The sequence below is a fragment of the Pseudomonadales bacterium genome, assembly GCA_041395945.1.
Taxonomy (GTDB): domain Bacteria; phylum Pseudomonadota; class Gammaproteobacteria; order Pseudomonadales; family Azotimanducaceae; genus SZUA-309.
In genome coordinates this window covers 477,972-492,996 of record JAWKZN010000001.1, presented here as the reverse complement: position 1 = coordinate 492,996, position 15,025 = coordinate 477,972, and the positions used below count along the sequence as shown (strand labels likewise).

Annotated in this window: 16 protein-coding genes; 6 read left to right on the top strand and 10 right to left on the bottom strand. The window is 61.3% G+C overall.

All coding sequences use genetic code 11. The annotated features are described in order from the left end of the window. Nucleotides 1–85 precede the first annotated feature (85 nt). Nucleotides 86–883, top strand: a complete 798-nt coding sequence (locus tag R3E82_02320; protein MEZ5549705.1) for an enoyl-CoA hydratase/isomerase family protein — start codon at nt 86–88, stop codon at nt 881–883. A gap of 169 nt (nt 884–1,052) precedes the next feature. After that, nucleotides 1,053–1,904, top strand: coding sequence for a phosphatase PAP2 family protein (locus R3E82_02315; GenBank protein ID MEZ5549704.1), 852 nt, complete (start codon nt 1,053–1,055; stop codon nt 1,902–1,904). Between the two features lie 55 nt (nt 1,905–1,959). On the opposite strand, the gene R3E82_02310 is transcribed toward R3E82_02315, so the two are convergent. The 3 genes from R3E82_02310 to R3E82_02300 form a co-directional block, all read right to left on the bottom strand. Beyond that, complete coding sequence (locus tag R3E82_02310; protein MEZ5549703.1) at nt 1,960–2,373, bottom strand: hypothetical protein; 414 nt, start codon at nt 2,371–2,373, stop codon at nt 1,960–1,962. A 78-nt stretch (nt 2,374–2,451) separates the two neighbouring features. After that, entirely contained in the window at nt 2,452–2,769 is a 318-nt protein-coding gene (locus tag R3E82_02305) for a chaperone modulator CbpM (GenBank protein ID MEZ5549702.1), read from the bottom strand. A gap of 4 nt (nt 2,770–2,773) precedes the next feature. Further along, nucleotides 2,774–3,727 carry a DnaJ C-terminal domain-containing protein gene (locus tag R3E82_02300; protein MEZ5549701.1) on the bottom strand — a complete coding sequence of 318 codons (954 nt, stop codon included), beginning with the start codon at nt 3,725–3,727 and terminating at the stop codon, nt 2,774–2,776. Nucleotides 3,728–3,951: 224 nt separating this feature from the next. Here R3E82_02300 and R3E82_02295 point away from each other — a divergent pair, with 224 nt between their 5' ends. Then, the gene (locus R3E82_02295; protein MEZ5549700.1) at nt 3,952–4,665 is read left to right on the top strand and encodes a divalent cation transporter; all 714 of its coding nucleotides are present in this window, start codon (nt 3,952–3,954) and stop codon (nt 4,663–4,665) included. 76 nt (nt 4,666–4,741) lie between these two features. On the opposite strand, the gene R3E82_02290 is transcribed toward R3E82_02295, so the two are convergent. The 4 genes from R3E82_02290 to R3E82_02275 form a co-directional block, all read right to left on the bottom strand. Continuing rightward, nucleotides 4,742–5,674, bottom strand: coding sequence for an SDR family NAD(P)-dependent oxidoreductase (locus R3E82_02290; protein ID MEZ5549699.1), 933 nt, complete (start codon nt 5,672–5,674; stop codon nt 4,742–4,744). 75 nt (nt 5,675–5,749) lie between these two features. Next, complete coding sequence (locus R3E82_02285) at nt 5,750–6,541, bottom strand: enoyl-CoA hydratase/isomerase family protein (GenBank protein MEZ5549698.1); 792 nt, start codon at nt 6,539–6,541, stop codon at nt 5,750–5,752. 18 nt (nt 6,542–6,559) lie between these two features. Continuing rightward, on the bottom strand, nt 6,560–7,711 hold the full coding sequence (locus R3E82_02280) for an acyl-CoA dehydrogenase family protein (GenBank protein ID MEZ5549697.1): 1,152 nt from the start codon (nt 7,709–7,711) through the stop codon (nt 6,560–6,562). 6 nt (nt 7,712–7,717) lie between these two features. After that, complete coding sequence (locus tag R3E82_02275; protein ID MEZ5549696.1) at nt 7,718–8,923, bottom strand: acyl-CoA dehydrogenase family protein; 1,206 nt, start codon at nt 8,921–8,923, stop codon at nt 7,718–7,720. Nucleotides 8,924–9,114: 191 nt separating this feature from the next. On the opposite strand from R3E82_02275, the gene R3E82_02270 reads away from it, so the two are divergent. Next, nucleotides 9,115–9,987, top strand: a complete 873-nt coding sequence (locus tag R3E82_02270; GenBank protein ID MEZ5549695.1) for an alpha/beta hydrolase — start codon at nt 9,115–9,117, stop codon at nt 9,985–9,987. Nucleotides 9,988–10,041: 54 nt separating this feature from the next. Here the strand turns inward: R3E82_02270 and R3E82_02265 are convergent, their stop codons facing one another. From R3E82_02265 to msrA, 3 genes are read right to left on the bottom strand one after another with little or no spacing between them, the layout of a single operon-like run. Next, on the bottom strand, nt 10,042–10,734 hold the full coding sequence (locus tag R3E82_02265; protein MEZ5549694.1) for a VOC family protein: 693 nt from the start codon (nt 10,732–10,734) through the stop codon (nt 10,042–10,044). Nucleotides 10,735–10,771: 37 nt separating this feature from the next. Then, nucleotides 10,772–11,983, bottom strand: coding sequence for an FAD-dependent monooxygenase (locus R3E82_02260; protein MEZ5549693.1), 1,212 nt, complete (start codon nt 11,981–11,983; stop codon nt 10,772–10,774). Between the two features lie 7 nt (nt 11,984–11,990). Next, complete coding sequence (gene msrA, locus R3E82_02255) at nt 11,991–12,578, bottom strand: peptide-methionine (S)-S-oxide reductase MsrA (GenBank protein ID MEZ5549692.1); 588 nt, start codon at nt 12,576–12,578, stop codon at nt 11,991–11,993. A 509-nt stretch (nt 12,579–13,087) separates the two neighbouring features. On the opposite strand from msrA, the gene R3E82_02250 reads away from it, so the two are divergent. Beyond that, on the top strand, nt 13,088–13,711 hold the full coding sequence (locus R3E82_02250) for a polysaccharide biosynthesis/export family protein (protein MEZ5549691.1): 624 nt from the start codon (nt 13,088–13,090) through the stop codon (nt 13,709–13,711). 2 nt (nt 13,712–13,713) lie between these two features. After that, nucleotides 13,714–15,000, top strand: coding sequence for an outer membrane beta-barrel protein (locus R3E82_02245; protein MEZ5549690.1), 1,287 nt, complete (start codon nt 13,714–13,716; stop codon nt 14,998–15,000). Nucleotides 15,001–15,025 lie beyond the last annotated feature (25 nt).

Genomic DNA, 15,025 nt, shown 5'->3' with positions numbered 1-15,025 from the left:
AATCGCGACCTTGCTACATCCATCTTAAAGCACGGTGCAGGCGTGGCTGAATTGGTTGCAACCGATACCAACCAGGAGACCAGTCATGGAACTGGACCCGATTCTCATTACTACCCATGGCGCAGTCAAAGTGTTGTCGATAAATGACGCACCCATCAATCGCATGTCACTGGCTTTTATGGATATGCTCGAGGCCGAGGTTACATCGATCGCACAGGATCAGAGTATCAGGGCGGTAGTCCTCACAGCAGAAGGTGAGAAGAATTTCTCAGTGGGCATGGACCTCAAGCAATTGCCGCAAGGCATCGAACGCATGGGCAGTCCGGAAGCGGTTTTTGAACAGCGGCTGCGCGTCATCCGCGCAATCGAAACCATGGAAAAACCCTGGGTAGCAACCTTGTTTGGTTACTGTCTTGGTGGGGGACTGGAGGTCCCGCTCGGCTGTCACTTTCGTCTGGCTGCGGAAGAAGGGGCTCAGATCGGTTTGCCAGAGCTGGATCTGGGCGCAGTGCCGGCCTGGGGTGGTAGTGCGCGACTGACAAAACGCGTAGGAGAACAACATGCATTGGACATGATCCTGCGCGCGAAAAAAATTTCCGGGCCGGAAGCCTTTCGAATCGGTCTGGTCAACGAGGTTTGGCCTCTGAGGGAACTGAAGACAAAGGCGCTCGGCCTTGCACAGGAATTGGCAGCCATGCCCCGGGAAGCGGTTCGCGCGATGATGCATGTCATCGTCGGGGGTGAGGAGAAGCCGCTGACATCATTGATCGCGGAAGAACAGGCAGCGTGCAGCGCAGTTCGGGATTCAGCTGATTCCAGGGAAGGCATGCGGGCGTTTATGGAGAAAAGAAAACCGGTCTTCAACCAGGGGCAGATCCAGTAGCTTTGCATTCCAACCGGACTTGAATCTTCGACCCGGATCCATAAGACGCAACAAGTGCGATCCGCCGTGTAGCGGTAAAAACGGGGTTTGCGCCTGATTCAGGTGGTTATTCTTCTGCCCCCACGGATAGATTTATGCTGCCCGGATCAGGATAACGACGGGGAACAGGATGAAACCTGTACATTGGCTCAGAGCGATGATCATGGTCCGTTCACTGCCGGCCGGGCGTCGCAGCGAATTCGCCATCCGTCTGATGATCCCGCTGCTGCCGGCCATTCTCAGCATCGGCTGTGCGAACCTCACTGAGAAGGGTCACTGGGGTGCCTCCGCAGGCTGGCCGGACGGCCAGCGCCTGGCCAGCGCCGCGGCGAAGGCTGCCCGCAATCCGAATACCTGGGTCCCGGCCGCCGGCGCCCTGCTCTTCGGTGCCACGAATCTGGACAACAAGGTTTCAGATGACGCCATCGACCACGCAACCGTCTTCGGCACCCATGCAGACAGCGCGAGCGATACCCTGCGCGACATCTCCATTGCCAGCTATCTCCTGACCACCATGCTGGTACCGAGCGACTCACTCAGGAGTCGCGCCAGCGGCCTGCTGGTCGGTGGCAGCACGCTACTGGCGGACCGGATGCTGGTAGATGGACTGAAGACGGCCACCGCCAGGGAGCGACCAGACGGCAGCAACAACAGCAGCTTCCCATCCGGCCACACCTCGCTCGCGAGCGTGTCGGTGAACATGGCGGTGGGCAACCTGGCCTATGTGAACATGCCCGACTGGGCCCGGCTGACGAGCAATGCGGCGCTCTACGGCACCGCAGCAGCAACCGGCTGGGCGCGCGTGGAGGCAGGTAAACACCATCCCGCCGACGTACTGGCGGGTTACGCCATCGGCAGTTTCCTGGCCCGATTCGCATACCATGCATTTCTGGAGTCCGGTGACGTCACACTGCCGGTCAGTATTCACACCACACCCCTGCCGGGAGGGGCGTTGCTCAGCCTGTATTTGCCGCTGCGCTGAGCCAGAACGGCTGTGGGAATGGCGTGATACCCCGTCAAATCGCTGGGATAAGTATTCAGGGCTTCCTGCTCCACAGGCTTCGAACCAGCAGAAACGCAATCCACCACGCCGCGATGTAGATCCCGAAGTGCCACAGTGGCAGCAGCATAAACGCCCAGGCCTGAGCCTCCGATTGGCCCGTAGCCACGATCGATTCCCAATAGAAGACCAGATCTGTGGCAGCGATTGCGGCGATTGATACGAGCACTGCACCTTGATGCCGGGTCCGAAAGGCGATCCACAAGCACAGGAGGTAGGGGAGCAGTCGCCACAATGAAAGACCAGCAAGAACAGCCGCAAATCCCCACGCCGAAGCAACGCCAACGGTCTCAGAAATCAATACCGGGCGCAGTTGCAACCAGAGTACGGCCGCCACGTTCCCCACGCACGCGAGCGCTGTCATCAACGCGTTGGTTGTGCGGGTAATCATGGTCAATCGCCTCCAGCAGAAGTGCAATCTGGCAATGAGGCGGACGACGATCGTCCTGCCGACGGTGATTTCCGACGTTTACTGATCGGAAGGAAGCTTGGCCTCGAGCTCGGCAATTCGCTCCATCAGCTCCAGTGCCAGCGCCGCTCCTGCCAGATTCACTCCCAGATCACGATGCAGAGTCACCGCTATGCGGGTACGTCGCAGACTGCTGACATGGAAGTAGAGGTGATGACGGCGTTGACCCACCGGTTCAAGTATCCCCTCGTCCACCATCGCTTCAATCATCTCAGCTTCGACGGCGCATGTGCGACAGAGATCCGCCACGGTCAGCGTCGTCTCCTCGTCGATCAGTTCACCGATTTGTTCGCTGACGGTCTGTTTGCGTTTAGCCATGGGATCAGAATACCCCCATCTCGGCGCGCGGGTTGAACCCGAGCTGGTCCTGCATTTGTTTGTACAGGCGTTTCGCGGCGTCGCTGTCTGCCGGCGGAAGACTGATCTGCAGCACCATATACAGATCGCCTGGCGCTTTTCCCGGGAGACCACGACCTTTCAGGCGCAACTTTCTGCCCTGGCTGGAATTAGCCGGGATCTTCAGGTCCACCGTCCCGGTCGGCGTCGGCGCTTTGACGCTTCCGCCCAGAGCGGCCTCCCAGGGCGCGACTGGCAGATCGATGTAGACGTCCGCACCATCGACACGAAAATGCGGATGCCTGCGAAACTCCACCTCCAGGTACAGATCACCGGATTCAGCACCACCCATTCCAGGGCCACCCTGGCCGGCGAGACGGATCTGCTGGCCGGCACGAATACCTTTGGGAATGCGCACCCTGAGTTCGCGATCCCGGGTAACGACGTGACCGTCGTCCGTCAGTTCCGGGACCCGCAGCGAGATACTCCGGGTCGACCCGTTGTAGCTGTCCACAAGATCAATCAGCACCTTCGCGTGGTGATCCTCACCGCGCATCCGGAAGCTGCGGCGCTCCCCGCTATGACCACGCTGTGAAGTGCGTCGGCCGAACAGCTCTTCAAAGAAATCGCTGTGGAACTCCGGGCCACCCCCGGTGTACCCGCCCCCTCTGAACTCGAACCCGGCATCCCAATCCGGCGGCGGCCGGAATTCCTGACCCTCCTTCCAGTTTGCACCCAGCTGATCGTAGGCCGCACGCTTCTCAGGATCCTTGAGGACTTCATAGGCCTCCCCGAGTTCTTTGAACCGCATCTCGGCATCGGTCTCCTTACTCACGTCCGGGTGATACTTGCGCGCAAGCTTGCGGTAAGCCCGCTTGATCTCGTCCTGGGTGGCGTCGCGGGCTACGCCCATGACCTTGTAATAATCTCTGAATTCCATCGGTTGCCCGTTGCCGTGATGTTCCTATCGCCAGGAAAAATGCACTACGATACAGAGCTGATCAAACCCCAGGTCAGCGTTTAAGTCCAGGCCAGCCCGCGGCGAGGGTATTGAGCACTCGAGAGGCTGGTCGTGCGCCCTGCTTCGCACTATGTTGCCAGCAACCGCCAGCCGGAAAAACACTGGTGCAGCGCGATCCACCACCCGTACCAGAGGGAGCACGCATGGAACAGATCGCGAACATCATCTTCTTCACCCTCCTGGCCGGCATGGCCATGCCACTGGGGGCGGCTGTAGCGCGCTACGAACACATTCACCGGCGCTGGCTGGAGAACGAGTTCCGCCACAGCGTGATCGCTTTCGGCGGCGGTGCGCTGCTCTCCGCTGTGGCACTGGTGCTGGTGCCGGAAGGCATCGATCATGTCGACATCTTCACCGCCGCGGGGTCCTTCATTTGCGGTGGCTTTGCCTTCATGGGCATCGACAGGATGCTCGCCCGCCTGCGTACACCGGCTGGCCAGCTGACTGCCATGCTCGCCGACTTCATTCCCGAATCCCTTGCTCTCGGCGCGGCATTCGCCATCGACAGCACCGGCGCGGTACTGCTCGCCGGACTCATGGCACTGCAGAACATGCCCGAGGGCTTCAACGCCTATCGCGAAATGCGGCACACGGTAAAAGTTCGCCCCGGTCGACTGCTCGGTCTGTTTGCGCTCATGGCGCTTCTCGGTCCCATCGCCGGCGTCAGCGGCTATCTGTGGCTGGCCGGCAACCCGGCAGTGGTAGCGGCAATCATGCTGTTTGCCGCCGGCGGAATCCTTTATTCAATCTTTGAAGACATCGCTCCGCAGGCCGTGCTGAAAAAACACTGGGCACCGCCGATGGGTGCCGTGTTTGGCTTCGCGCTGGGCATCGCCGGTAACATACTGACCCGCTGACGGGAGGGAAACGCAGGTCAAGGTACCGGTGGCAACGTTTCCGGCAAGCTGTCTTCCCTGGTGGACAGCGCGCCGCTTACGGCCAGTCAGGAACCGGTCCCGCGCCCGCCAGCAGACGCTCTGTTGCGTCCCACAACCGCTCCGCAACCACGACATCATTCGACTCCGCACTGGAGCGGGCGATCCGGCAATCCTTCAGATACTGGCCGGCAAGTTCGGCCGCGGGTTCATGCACCGCCGCCCAGACGGTGGTCGCAGCACCCTGGGAACGGGATTTGGTGAAGGGGCTGATGAGCTTGATCAGCGTATCCATAATCGCTGAATTGCGGCCGATATCGGTGCTGATAAGGGTACCCGGATGCAGTGCACAGGCGGTGAGGCCGTGTTCGCCGTAGCGGCGCTGCAGCGATTTCGCCATGAGCACATTACAGAGTTTTGCCTGGCCGTAAGCTGCCAGTCCCTTGAACCGGTCCCGCGACATCGGGAAGTTTGTGAAGTCGAGTTTCGGCGGTTGCTTGTGGCTGGTGCTGGAAACCATGATTACGCGAGGGGCAGGTGCAGCGAGCAGTTTCGGCATGAGCAGACGTGTGAGGAGAAAATGTCCGATATGGCAGACGCCCGTTGTCCGCTCGAAGCCGTCCTCGGTTTCTTCGTAATCAAGCGCCGCAAGTCCCGCGTTGCAGACAAGCGTATCGATCCCCTCGGCATCCAGCACCGCGGCGAAGCGTTTGATGCTGGCGAAAGAGGCGAGATCGAGCTCGGTAAATTCTGCTCTGCAGTTCGGATAAGCAGTTTTTGCACGTACGACGGCTGCTTTCCCCGTGTCTGCGCTCCGGCAGGCAAAGACCACCCGCGCACCCGCACCTGCCAGGGCGACGGCGGCCGCTTCACCAATGCCCGTATTCGCACCTGTGACAATGATGGTCTGTGCAGACAGATCGCGCCCGGCAACGACCTGCTCTGCACTGGTTTTCCCATCGAATTTCTGTTGCGGTTCTACAGCGGCCATCCTCGCACACCCCCTTTGTTTGCAGCTGCAATCAACACCAGGCCCCGGGATTCAGGTCCTGATGGGCGGATTGTTTCAGGTGCCCGTGAAATTCCCCGGACGACGTTCCGCGACCGCCTTCACCCCTTCCTTGTGGTCACTGGTCCGCTGCAGATGGAACTGCTCTATCCCCTCGTGGTCCGTCGCCGCCTGCACCGCGTCCGCCAGATCGCCGCGCAGGGAGTTGCGCACCGAGATCAGTGCCAGCGGTGCGTTCTCCGCAATCTCCCGGGCATATTCGATGGCGGCACCACGCACTTCACCAGCGCCCACCAGTCGATCAACGATACCGAGGCGGTGAGCTTCCGCGCCGTCGATACGACGCCCGGTGTAAAAGAGATCGGCCGCCACCTGTTGCCCGACAATGCGCGGCAGCGTATGGGTGAGTCCGAATCCCGGGGTGAATCCCAGCTTCACGAAATTGGCGGTGAAGCGTGCCTCCGGGCTCGCGACCCGGAAATCCGCAAACATGGCCAGCCCGAATCCCCCGCCGACCGCAGCCCCCTGCACCGCAGCGATAACCTGCTTTTTGTTCCGGAACAGCCGCACCGCTTCCCGGTACAGTGGATTGCCCTCTTCCGGGCGGCGTTCGGCGCGGTTCGCGCGATCGCCCGGAGACCCGAAGTTGGCTCCAGCACAGAAGTGCTTGCCTTCCGAGGCGAGCACCACAACCCGGCAGTTCGGGTCCTCATCGAGCGCTTCGAGCGCATCCGCCAGGCTGGCGATCAGATCCTGGTCGAAAAAATTATTCGGCGCACGCTGGATTTCCAGCAGGGTCACGAAGCCTCCGACGTCGGACGCTTCCACATCCCCGTATCGCTTACTCATCTCCTCTCTCCTTTCTCCTCAGAAACCCAGCAGTCGGGCGTAGCGATCCCGATGATATGCCTGATTGCCGTACAGGGATTCCAGCACCCGCGCGCGCTTCAGATAGAAGCCTGCGTCGAACTCGTCTGTCATGCCGATGCCGCCGTGGATCTGTATCAGCTGGTTGGACATCTCGTGCAGGAAGTCGCCGACACGGCATTTGGCCAGGGAACAGAGTTCCGGCACGTCGTCTCTGCCCGCATCGATGCCCTGCAGTGCGGCTTCCGCACAGGAGCGGGCCAGTTCCATGCTGGTGAACAGCATGGCGGCGCGATGACCGAGCGCCTGAAAGGAACCGATCACCCGGCCGAACTGCTCACGGGTCTTGAGATAGTCCAGGGTCATATCGAAAGCCTGAGCTGCCGTACCCAGCATTTCGGCACTCAATCCCGCGCGGGCGCGATCCAGCACCTGCTCGAGCAGAGGACCGCCGCCGTCGACGCTGCCCAGCACGGCTTCGGCACCTACCTGCACACCTTCGAAGGCCAGGTTCGCATAGCCGCGACTGTCTACCGTGGCCAGTCGGGTTCTGCTGATCCCGGCCGTCTCTGCGGGCACCAGAAACAAAGTCAGGCCGTTCAGACTGCCCGGTTCAGCGGATCCCGGTGCACCCGACGTGCGCGCGGCGACGATGAAGGTCGTTGCCGCCATGCCTTCGGCCACAAAGGTCTTGGTGCCCGTAAGTTTGAATCCCCCGCCACTCTTTTCAGCCTTGAGACCAATCGCCGCCGGTGCATGACGCGGACCTTCATCCGCCGCCAGGGTCAGGATTTCGGCTCCCTTCACCACTGCCGGCAGCAGCTTCTGCTTCTGGGACTCACTGCCGCCGAGCAGCACAGCAGACGCCCCCACCAGGGCGGAGGCAAACAGGGGCGAAGCTGTGAGTTGCCGGCCGAGCTGCTCGAGGACCACACCAAAGGTGAGATAGCCGAGATCGGATCCGCCGTAGGCTTCCGGAATCAGTATGCCCGTCCAGCCCATGTCCACCATGGCCTCCCAGGTCGCCGGGGTGAAGGCCAGGGCTTCGCCCCGATCACGCATTTCCCGGAACTTCTGCACGGGTGACTGTTCGCGTACCCAGGCCGTCGCCTGGTCCTTCAGCATGGATTGTTCTTCTGTCAGTGCCGCCATGGTTGCCTAGCCCTTCTGTGTCGTCTCGGGCAGGCCGAGAATGTTTTTGGAAATAATGTTGTTCTGTACTTCAAAGGAGCCGCCGTAGATCGACATCGCTTTGCCGCCGAGCCACTCGCGCACGGCGCCGAGTTCGGTGTCGGTAAAGGTCGCACCTTCCCAGCCAAGCCCCTGGGCGCCCATGAGCTCCACGGTCAGTTCGGCCTTGATCTGCGCCACCCTGGTGGCCGAATTCTTGAGGATCGAGGCCGCCGCGCTGACTTCGACGTTGCCACGCGCTTCGGCCGTGATCCGGGCAATGGTGAGCCCGTGGGCTTTCGCGTCCATCAGATGATCGGCCAGCCGCAGTCGCAGATCCGGGTCCGCCAGACTGCCGTCTTCGCTGGTACCCACATACTGTCTGGCCAGTTCCTGAATCGGGGTGGGCTTAGTACCACTGCTGGCACCACGACCGCCGGTCTGACTCTGGCGCTCGTGCTGCAGCAGGCGCTTGACCACACTCCAGCCGTCATTGAGTTTGCCGAGCAGGTCGGATTTCTCCGCGATGGCATCGTTGAAAAATGTCTCGCAGAAAGGGGACGCGCCGGCAATCAGTTTGATTGGCCGGGTTTCAACACCGGGCTGATCCATTGGCAGCATCACAAAGCTGATGCCGTCGCGCTTGGCCGCCTTCGGATCGGTGCGCACCAGGGCACCACACCAGTGCGAGATGTCCGCACCCGAAGTCCAGATTTTCTGACCGTTGAGGATGAAGCTGTCGCCGTTGTCCACGGCCCTGGTAGACAGTGAGGCGAGGTCGGAACCGGCATTCGGCTCGGACAGCCCCAGACACCAGCGAATCTCGCCACTGGCAATACCCGGAAGATGGCGGCGCTTCTGATCCTCGGTGCCATATTCGAGCACCGTGGGCCCGACCATGGTGATGCCCATGCCGGTGGTCAGAGGAATGTGGTTGAACGCGCCGGCCGCCGTCAGCTCTTCGTTGATGACCCGGGCCTGGGGATGGCTGAGACCGCCACCGCCGTACTCCACCGGCCAGGTGGGTGCACCCCAGCCCTTCGCCGCCAGGCGGGAGCGCCAGATTTCCAGGTCAGGACCGAGTCCGCCGGCCTCCCCTTCCATACCGACCCCTTTCCCGGCCAGTGACTTCGGAAAATTCTCAGCAATCCAGTCCCGCGCTTCCTTGCGGAACGCATTCAGCTCATCACTCATAACGTCTCTCTACTCGATTGGATTCGTCGCCCGGTGCAGGGCCGACCGGCAGCCCACACCCTATCACCACTCCCGGTGCGAGTGGGAGCGCAGACCGGGGTGAACCGGCGCTCCTGGCCACAGGCCCCGGAGGCGCCTGCGAAGTGCGCGCAATGTCGGTAAGCTAGCCGACTTTTTACTCCGGGAATCCCATGAAGAACCAGACCCGACAGGGTGAGGCCGCCGAGTTCAGAATTTTCGAGCGTCGCATCGCGGCCAAACTCTGGGGCGATCCCCGGGGGCAGCCCACTTTTGCCCTGCACGGCTGGCTGGACAATGCCAACACCTTCGATCGGCTTGCCCCGCTGCTGCCGGAACTCAATCTGGTCGCCCTGGACTTCGCCGGCCATGGTTTCTCCGATCACCGGCCACCCGGCGTGCACTACCACTCCTTCACCGATATCCAGGATGTGATGGCCATTGCCGGCGAACTGGGCTGGAAGCAGTTCAATCTGCTCGGGCATTCCATGGGGGCCAGCATCAGCAGCGAACTGGCTGCGATGTTTCCCGAACGCATCGAACGCTCCGTGTTGATCGACGGCTTCATCGCCACCGGTGGGGTGACCCTGCAGGAGCGCATCGGCCAGAATCGTGAAGCCATCGAGAAGATGCTCACCGCGCACAATAAGTCACCCCGGGTCTATCCCGACCCACGCACCATGGCAGAGCGGGTCACCCAGGCGACCGATCAGTCCTTTGCGGCGGCATCTGTGCTGGTCGCCCGTGGCCACAAGCCCGTCAGCGGTGGCGTGACCTGGAGAACAGATCCACGCATCCGGTTCGCAACCCCGCTGCGACACACCCGGGAGACGATCAATTTCCTGCTGGAAGGCAGCATCGCACCCGCACTGCTGCTCGTCGCTGAACAGGGCGATAAGTGGTATCAGGGCGAGATCGAGGAGGCCCAGGCTCACCATCCAGCCCTGACCGTCGAGAGGATGCCCGGACCGCACCACATCCATCTGGAGCCTGACCATGTCGCCGCAGTGGCTGGTCACACCCGCGCGTTCTTCGGGCTCGACTGATCCTCGCGCACGGTACTCCCGCGTGGAATCCGGGATCCGTCACCAGGCACGGCCTCAGGCTGGCAGTTTCACCGGCGGCTCGCTCTCCACCGAATGCAGCATGGCTTCGTCCGGCACGCTCATGACTTTTTCGTAAGCCCCTTCCGGGTAATTGCTCATGTGTGGGCCCGCTGTCTTCGTGACATCGGGCTGTGCAACTTTTCCGCCTTTGCCCTGGAAGCCTGCCGGGTGTTTGAAACGCTCGAGTTCTTTCGCAGAAATACCCGCCAGTGCCACCACCTCCGGATCGATCCAGGCTTCCGCATTAATCGCTTCCCTGGACCAGCTGAACTCCAGCGACAGATTCTCAGGACCTGCAAAATAGATGGAACAGCAGAATCCATGGTCGATCGGACCCAGCACCGGCACCCCTTTGCTGCGCAGCCGATCCCGCATATCCAGCAGCTCGTCGTTGTCCTTCACCTTCAGCGCCAGATGCTGCATGGTGCCACCCGCGGAGTTGGCCCCCGGGTTGCCCGCATGGGATTGACCCAGCACTCGAGGAATTTTCTCAATCTCCGGATTGGAGACGAAGGCAATGGAGCTTTCGTCGTTCAGCCGCAGGAAACCGTGCCAGGTGTTTTCCACACCGTGCATCCAGTACAGGGCAACCAGTTCCATGCCCAGCTTGTCGGTAAAGAATTCGATCTGTGCTTTCATATCCGCCGTGCAGATCGCCAGGTGATGCAGTCCTTCCGCCTTGTTCATATTTCTCTCCGTTCTCCTTCCTCGCTGATCCCCTCAGTCAATCTGTCGAATTATCGAGCCCGGCAGACGCACGATCTGCCACCTCGAGAGGATTGTAGCTGTAAAGCCTGTGCATGGTACGCGCTCCGGCGCTGCGCGCCGCACGATTGCGCAGCCAGGCCGGGACACCGGACAGATGGAAAAGTCTGGCGTTGCGCCGCGACCCGTTCTGAATCCACGCTGTGCGCCCGCGCCGCAAATCCTCGTACGCAAGAAGTCGCCCGGGCACATCGCCTTCGCGGCCGAGACACCCCGCCAGAACTGCAGCATCTTCGATCGCCATGGCTGCACCCTGCGCCATGAAGGGCAGGGTCGGATGGCAGGCATCGCCGAGCAGGGTGACTCGGCCTCGTCCCCAGCGCGGCATGGGGGCTCGATCGTACAGGGCCCACTTGAACAGCGAATCGCGGTCCACATTGTCGATCAGCTGCTGCACGTCCGCGTGCCAGCCCGAGAAATCGGATCTCAGCTCCGCGTAATCACCGCGCTCGGTCCAGGATTCCACTTCCCAACCCTGTTTCTCAACCACACAGACACAGTTCACCAGGGTGCCACCCCGCACGTAGTAATGCACGAAGTGCCGGTGCGGCCCCCACCATGCGGTGGACGCCGGACGTACGAACCCAGCGGGCAGCCGCTCGACCGGCACCAGCGCCCGCCAGGCAACGTTTCCGGTGAATGTGGGTTGTGCCGCACCCCAGAGTTCAGCGCGAACCCGCGAATGAATGCCATCAGTGCCCACCAGCACATCACCCTCACAAGTCGACGCACCGGCACTGATCTGCACCCGCTCACCGCTTTCAGACAGATCAGTGACCGCAGCGCCGGGATGCAACAGGATGTTCTGAGAACGTTCCGCGGCCGCTACCAGCATCTGCAGCAGATCGCCGCGATGCACGTGATAGTAGGGTGCGCCATAGCGCGCCACCAGACTGTTACCGAGAGGCGTGCGGGCGATGACCCGGCCAGACCGCCAGTCCCGGAATTCAGTTGCCTGAGGCAGAAAGGCGCACTCGCGCAGTGCCTGTTCAAGGCCCAGATCGTGGAGCACCCGTGTACAGTTCGGCGAGAGCTGGAGGCCGGCACCGACTTCCGAGAACTCCGCGGCCTGCTCGAAAAGCTCGATCCGATGACCGCGTCTGGCAAGACAGAGAGCCGCGGTAAGCCCGCCGATGCCACCCCCGACGATGAGTATTCTTAAAGGTTGCACAGCGACGTTACTCCGAGCGCTCGCCCCAGATTTCACGCAGGCGCCGATCCCGACCGCAACCCCATCGATAGGTTTTGTAGCGGATCGGGCTTTTCTTATAGAAATCCTGGTGGTATTCCTCATCGCCTTTGATCGGATAGAACGTCGACGCATCGAGAATTTCCGTCACCACGCGCTGTCCGGGAAACATCTCGGCAACTGCGCGTCTGGAGGCTTCGGCCAGCTCCCGCTCCCGGGTTGTGGCGACAAAAATTGCGGCCCGATAGCTGGGGCCTTTGTCACAGAACTGCCCGTAAGCATCGAAGGGATCAATGTTGACCCAGTAGTGATCGAGGATGCCCTGATAGTCGATCACCGCAGCATCGTAGGTGATCTCGACCGCCTCATAGTGACCGGTGTGATCGCCGTTGTAGGTCGGATCCGGCACACTGCCGCCGGTGAAACCGGAGACTACGTCGCTCACCCCCTCCAGCGACTCGAAGTCCGATTCCATGCACCAGAAGCAGCCGCCGGCCAGTACCGCTCTGTCTGCATCGGCGGTGACTGGCAGTGCCGACAGCCAGACCAGCATCGCGAGCAACCACGCCTTTTTCATGAGGTTTTCCACGCCTTCCTGACCGGGGTTTCCTTAAGCGCCATCGTACTACACTGCCGAAGTGCCCGGCCTACCTGCTCAGCATCCCGCTCAACCTCTCAACCCCGCAACGGCGACGCCGTGACCTCTGTCCAGCGATACTGTCCATTGCCTGTACCGCCGATGGTCCACATTCCGGTATCGAGTTGACAGCGCTGCAAGGAATCGTCGCAGTCGTGGACGGTCTGCTGCAGAAAACTCACCGACATTCAAGTGGTTGCCAGAGATATTTCCACCTCCACCGCGCGGCGAGGATCTCGACGCCCGCCCTGATGGCTTCGACGATCCCTCCCCACCGGCACCCATATATCCATCAGCCGCACAGGACCCACACCGCCCGCAGGCCCCTGTCCGGGCTCTGCACCGTTTGTAAGTGCATCGTGAACCAGACCGGCCGCGGGCCACCATTCCACAGGCAAAGGCGCTATCATCGCCCTGCCTCACAACAAACAACCGGGGATCGGGGATCCATGCGCCATCGTCTTTTCACTCCTGGGAGTCGAAATTCCCTCTGCTTTGCACTCCTGCTCGGTCTTACCGCCTGCACTTCCACCGCTCCGCCACCGCCGGCACCCATCGCTCCTCCCGAGTTCACCAGCGAGTACCGGATCGGCGTCGGTGACAGCCTGTCCGTCAATGTCTGGCGCAATCCGGATCTCAGTGTCGCCGTACCCGTGCGGCCGGACGGCAAGGTCTCGGTGCCCCTGGCAGGCGATGTCATGGTCGGTGACAAAACACCCGAAGAAGTTGCGGCGGACATCACCGAGCGTCTCGCCACATTCATCAGGGATCCCTATGTCACGGTGATCGTGACGGACATGGGCAGCGATGAATACCGTTCCCGGGTCAGGGTGACGGGTGCCGTAACCAGCCCGGTAAGCCTGCCGTATCGGCAGGGGATGACGGTCCTGGACGTCGTTCTGGAGGCTGGCGGGGTCACTGAATTCGCAAACCCGTCCAGAGCGACACTCTTCACCCGGGCGGGAGAGCGTCGAGAGGTAAATCTCGACCGCATCCTCAATCGGGGTGACATGAGCACCAACTATGCACTCGGGCCCGGCGACGTCGTGACCGTTCCGGAACGGGCATTCTGAGTATGAATGCTCAGCACCCGGGCATATTGCTGCTGGCCGGTTGTGCACTGTTCACCGCGGCAAACACCCAGGCTCTGGATTTCGGTGCAACCGTCCACTACACGTCGGAATACACGACGAACACCCTGCGTACTGAATCCGATGAGATCGATGAATGGATTCAGGAACCCGGGGTGGATCTCACGGTTGCACACGATACTGCCAGCCTGGAACTCGATGGCGCCTACGGCTACTCGCGCCGCTTTTATGATAAGGACTACTGGAGCGACTACAACAGCACGACGGGCAGTGGCAATGCGGTCTGGCACGCGCTTCCGGAACGGCTTGATTTTCACCTGCGCAACTCCCGCACAGAGTCAACGCAGCAGGCGCTGGACACCCCACTGCCGGACAACCGCCAGGTCGTATCGACCACAGAAGCCGGCAGCACTCTGATGCTGCAGCCCCGCCAGGGCGATGACCTGCAGTTCGAGTATCAGTACGTGGACATCAGCCCCAGTTCCACCAGCACGGGCAGCACCCGCAACAATGGCACCGGTCGCTATATCCTCGGCCTGTCCCCCAATCGTTTCCTGCAGCTGGAAACGACATACAGTGACATCAAGTACGACGGTGTTGCGTTTACCAACGCCGAGTACTGGCTCGCGACCCTGGGTTATCGGCAGACGGGCAATCAGCTCGACGTCGACGTCAACTACGGACACAACTGGTACAAACGGTCCGGCCAGGCCGATACCGACGACCCTTCCTACGACCTCGCACTGACCTGGCGGGCATCGGCGAATTCAACCTTTACCCTGGACGGGTCCCACCGTATCACAGACCAGTCGAGCAGCCTCACTGACGATGCCGGCAGCACCGGCGCGGTAAGTGAAAACACGGCCACCAATGCTGCCTTCAAGGAGTCCTCGGCAGACATGGGGCTTACCCAGATCTTCGGACGAACTACCCTGACCCTGGGCGGCTTCTGGAGAAAGGAGCAGTACGCGGAGGGTGTCCAACTCAGCAATGAAACCACCGGGGGGCGGATCGGCCTGTCCCGGGACCTTACGCGTAATACGGTTCTCAACCTGAACGGCGAGTACGCGAACCGGAAGTTCAGCGATCAGGGCGACAATCAGGACGAGACGCGGTTGAGTGTGAATCTGCTGCATGAGCTGGGTCGCGCGCTGGATCTGAGCTGGGGCGTGCGCTACGAGGACCGCCAGGCGGACATCAGCACCAGCTACGACGAATGGATCGGCTATGTAACGATCTCCTACCAGGTGCTCGGCGCGGGTAACCGCTGAGCTTCATCTTCCATTGAGCTTCCGC

Bases quoted from the DNA above. Each gene is read 5' to 3' on its own strand.
- R3E82_02310 (MEZ5549703.1), bottom strand. From the start codon at position 2,373: ATGATTACCCGCACAACCAACGCGTTGATGACAGCGCTCGCGTGCGTG.
- R3E82_02270 (MEZ5549695.1), top strand. From the start codon at position 9,115: ATGAAGAACCAGACCCGACAGGGTGAGGCCGCCGAGTTCAGAATTTTC.
- R3E82_02305 (MEZ5549702.1), bottom strand. From the start codon at position 2,769: ATGGCTAAACGCAAACAGACCGTCAGCGAACAAATCGGTGAACTGATC.
- msrA (MEZ5549692.1), bottom strand. From the start codon at position 12,578: ATGAAAAAGGCGTGGTTGCTCGCGATGCTGGTCTGGCTGTCGGCACTG.
- R3E82_02315 (MEZ5549704.1), top strand. From the start codon at position 1,053: ATGAAACCTGTACATTGGCTCAGAGCGATGATCATGGTCCGTTCACTG.
- R3E82_02250 (MEZ5549691.1), top strand. From the start codon at position 13,088: ATGCGCCATCGTCTTTTCACTCCTGGGAGTCGAAATTCCCTCTGCTTT.
- R3E82_02320 (MEZ5549705.1), top strand. From the start codon at position 86: ATGGAACTGGACCCGATTCTCATTACTACCCATGGCGCAGTCAAAGTG.
- R3E82_02290 (MEZ5549699.1), bottom strand. From the start codon at position 5,674: ATGGCCGCTGTAGAACCGCAACAGAAATTCGATGGGAAAACCAGTGCA.
- R3E82_02280 (MEZ5549697.1), bottom strand. From the start codon at position 7,711: ATGGCGGCACTGACAGAAGAACAATCCATGCTGAAGGACCAGGCGACG.
- R3E82_02285 (MEZ5549698.1), bottom strand. From the start codon at position 6,541: ATGAGTAAGCGATACGGGGATGTGGAAGCGTCCGACGTCGGAGGCTTC.
- R3E82_02300 (MEZ5549701.1), bottom strand. From the start codon at position 3,727: ATGGAATTCAGAGATTATTACAAGGTCATGGGCGTAGCCCGCGACGCC.
- R3E82_02245 (MEZ5549690.1), top strand. From the start codon at position 13,714: ATGAATGCTCAGCACCCGGGCATATTGCTGCTGGCCGGTTGTGCACTG.
- R3E82_02265 (MEZ5549694.1), bottom strand. From the start codon at position 10,734: ATGAACAAGGCGGAAGGACTGCATCACCTGGCGATCTGCACGGCGGAT.
- R3E82_02275 (MEZ5549696.1), bottom strand. From the start codon at position 8,923: ATGAGTGATGAGCTGAATGCGTTCCGCAAGGAAGCGCGGGACTGGATT.
- R3E82_02295 (MEZ5549700.1), top strand. From the start codon at position 3,952: ATGGAACAGATCGCGAACATCATCTTCTTCACCCTCCTGGCCGGCATG.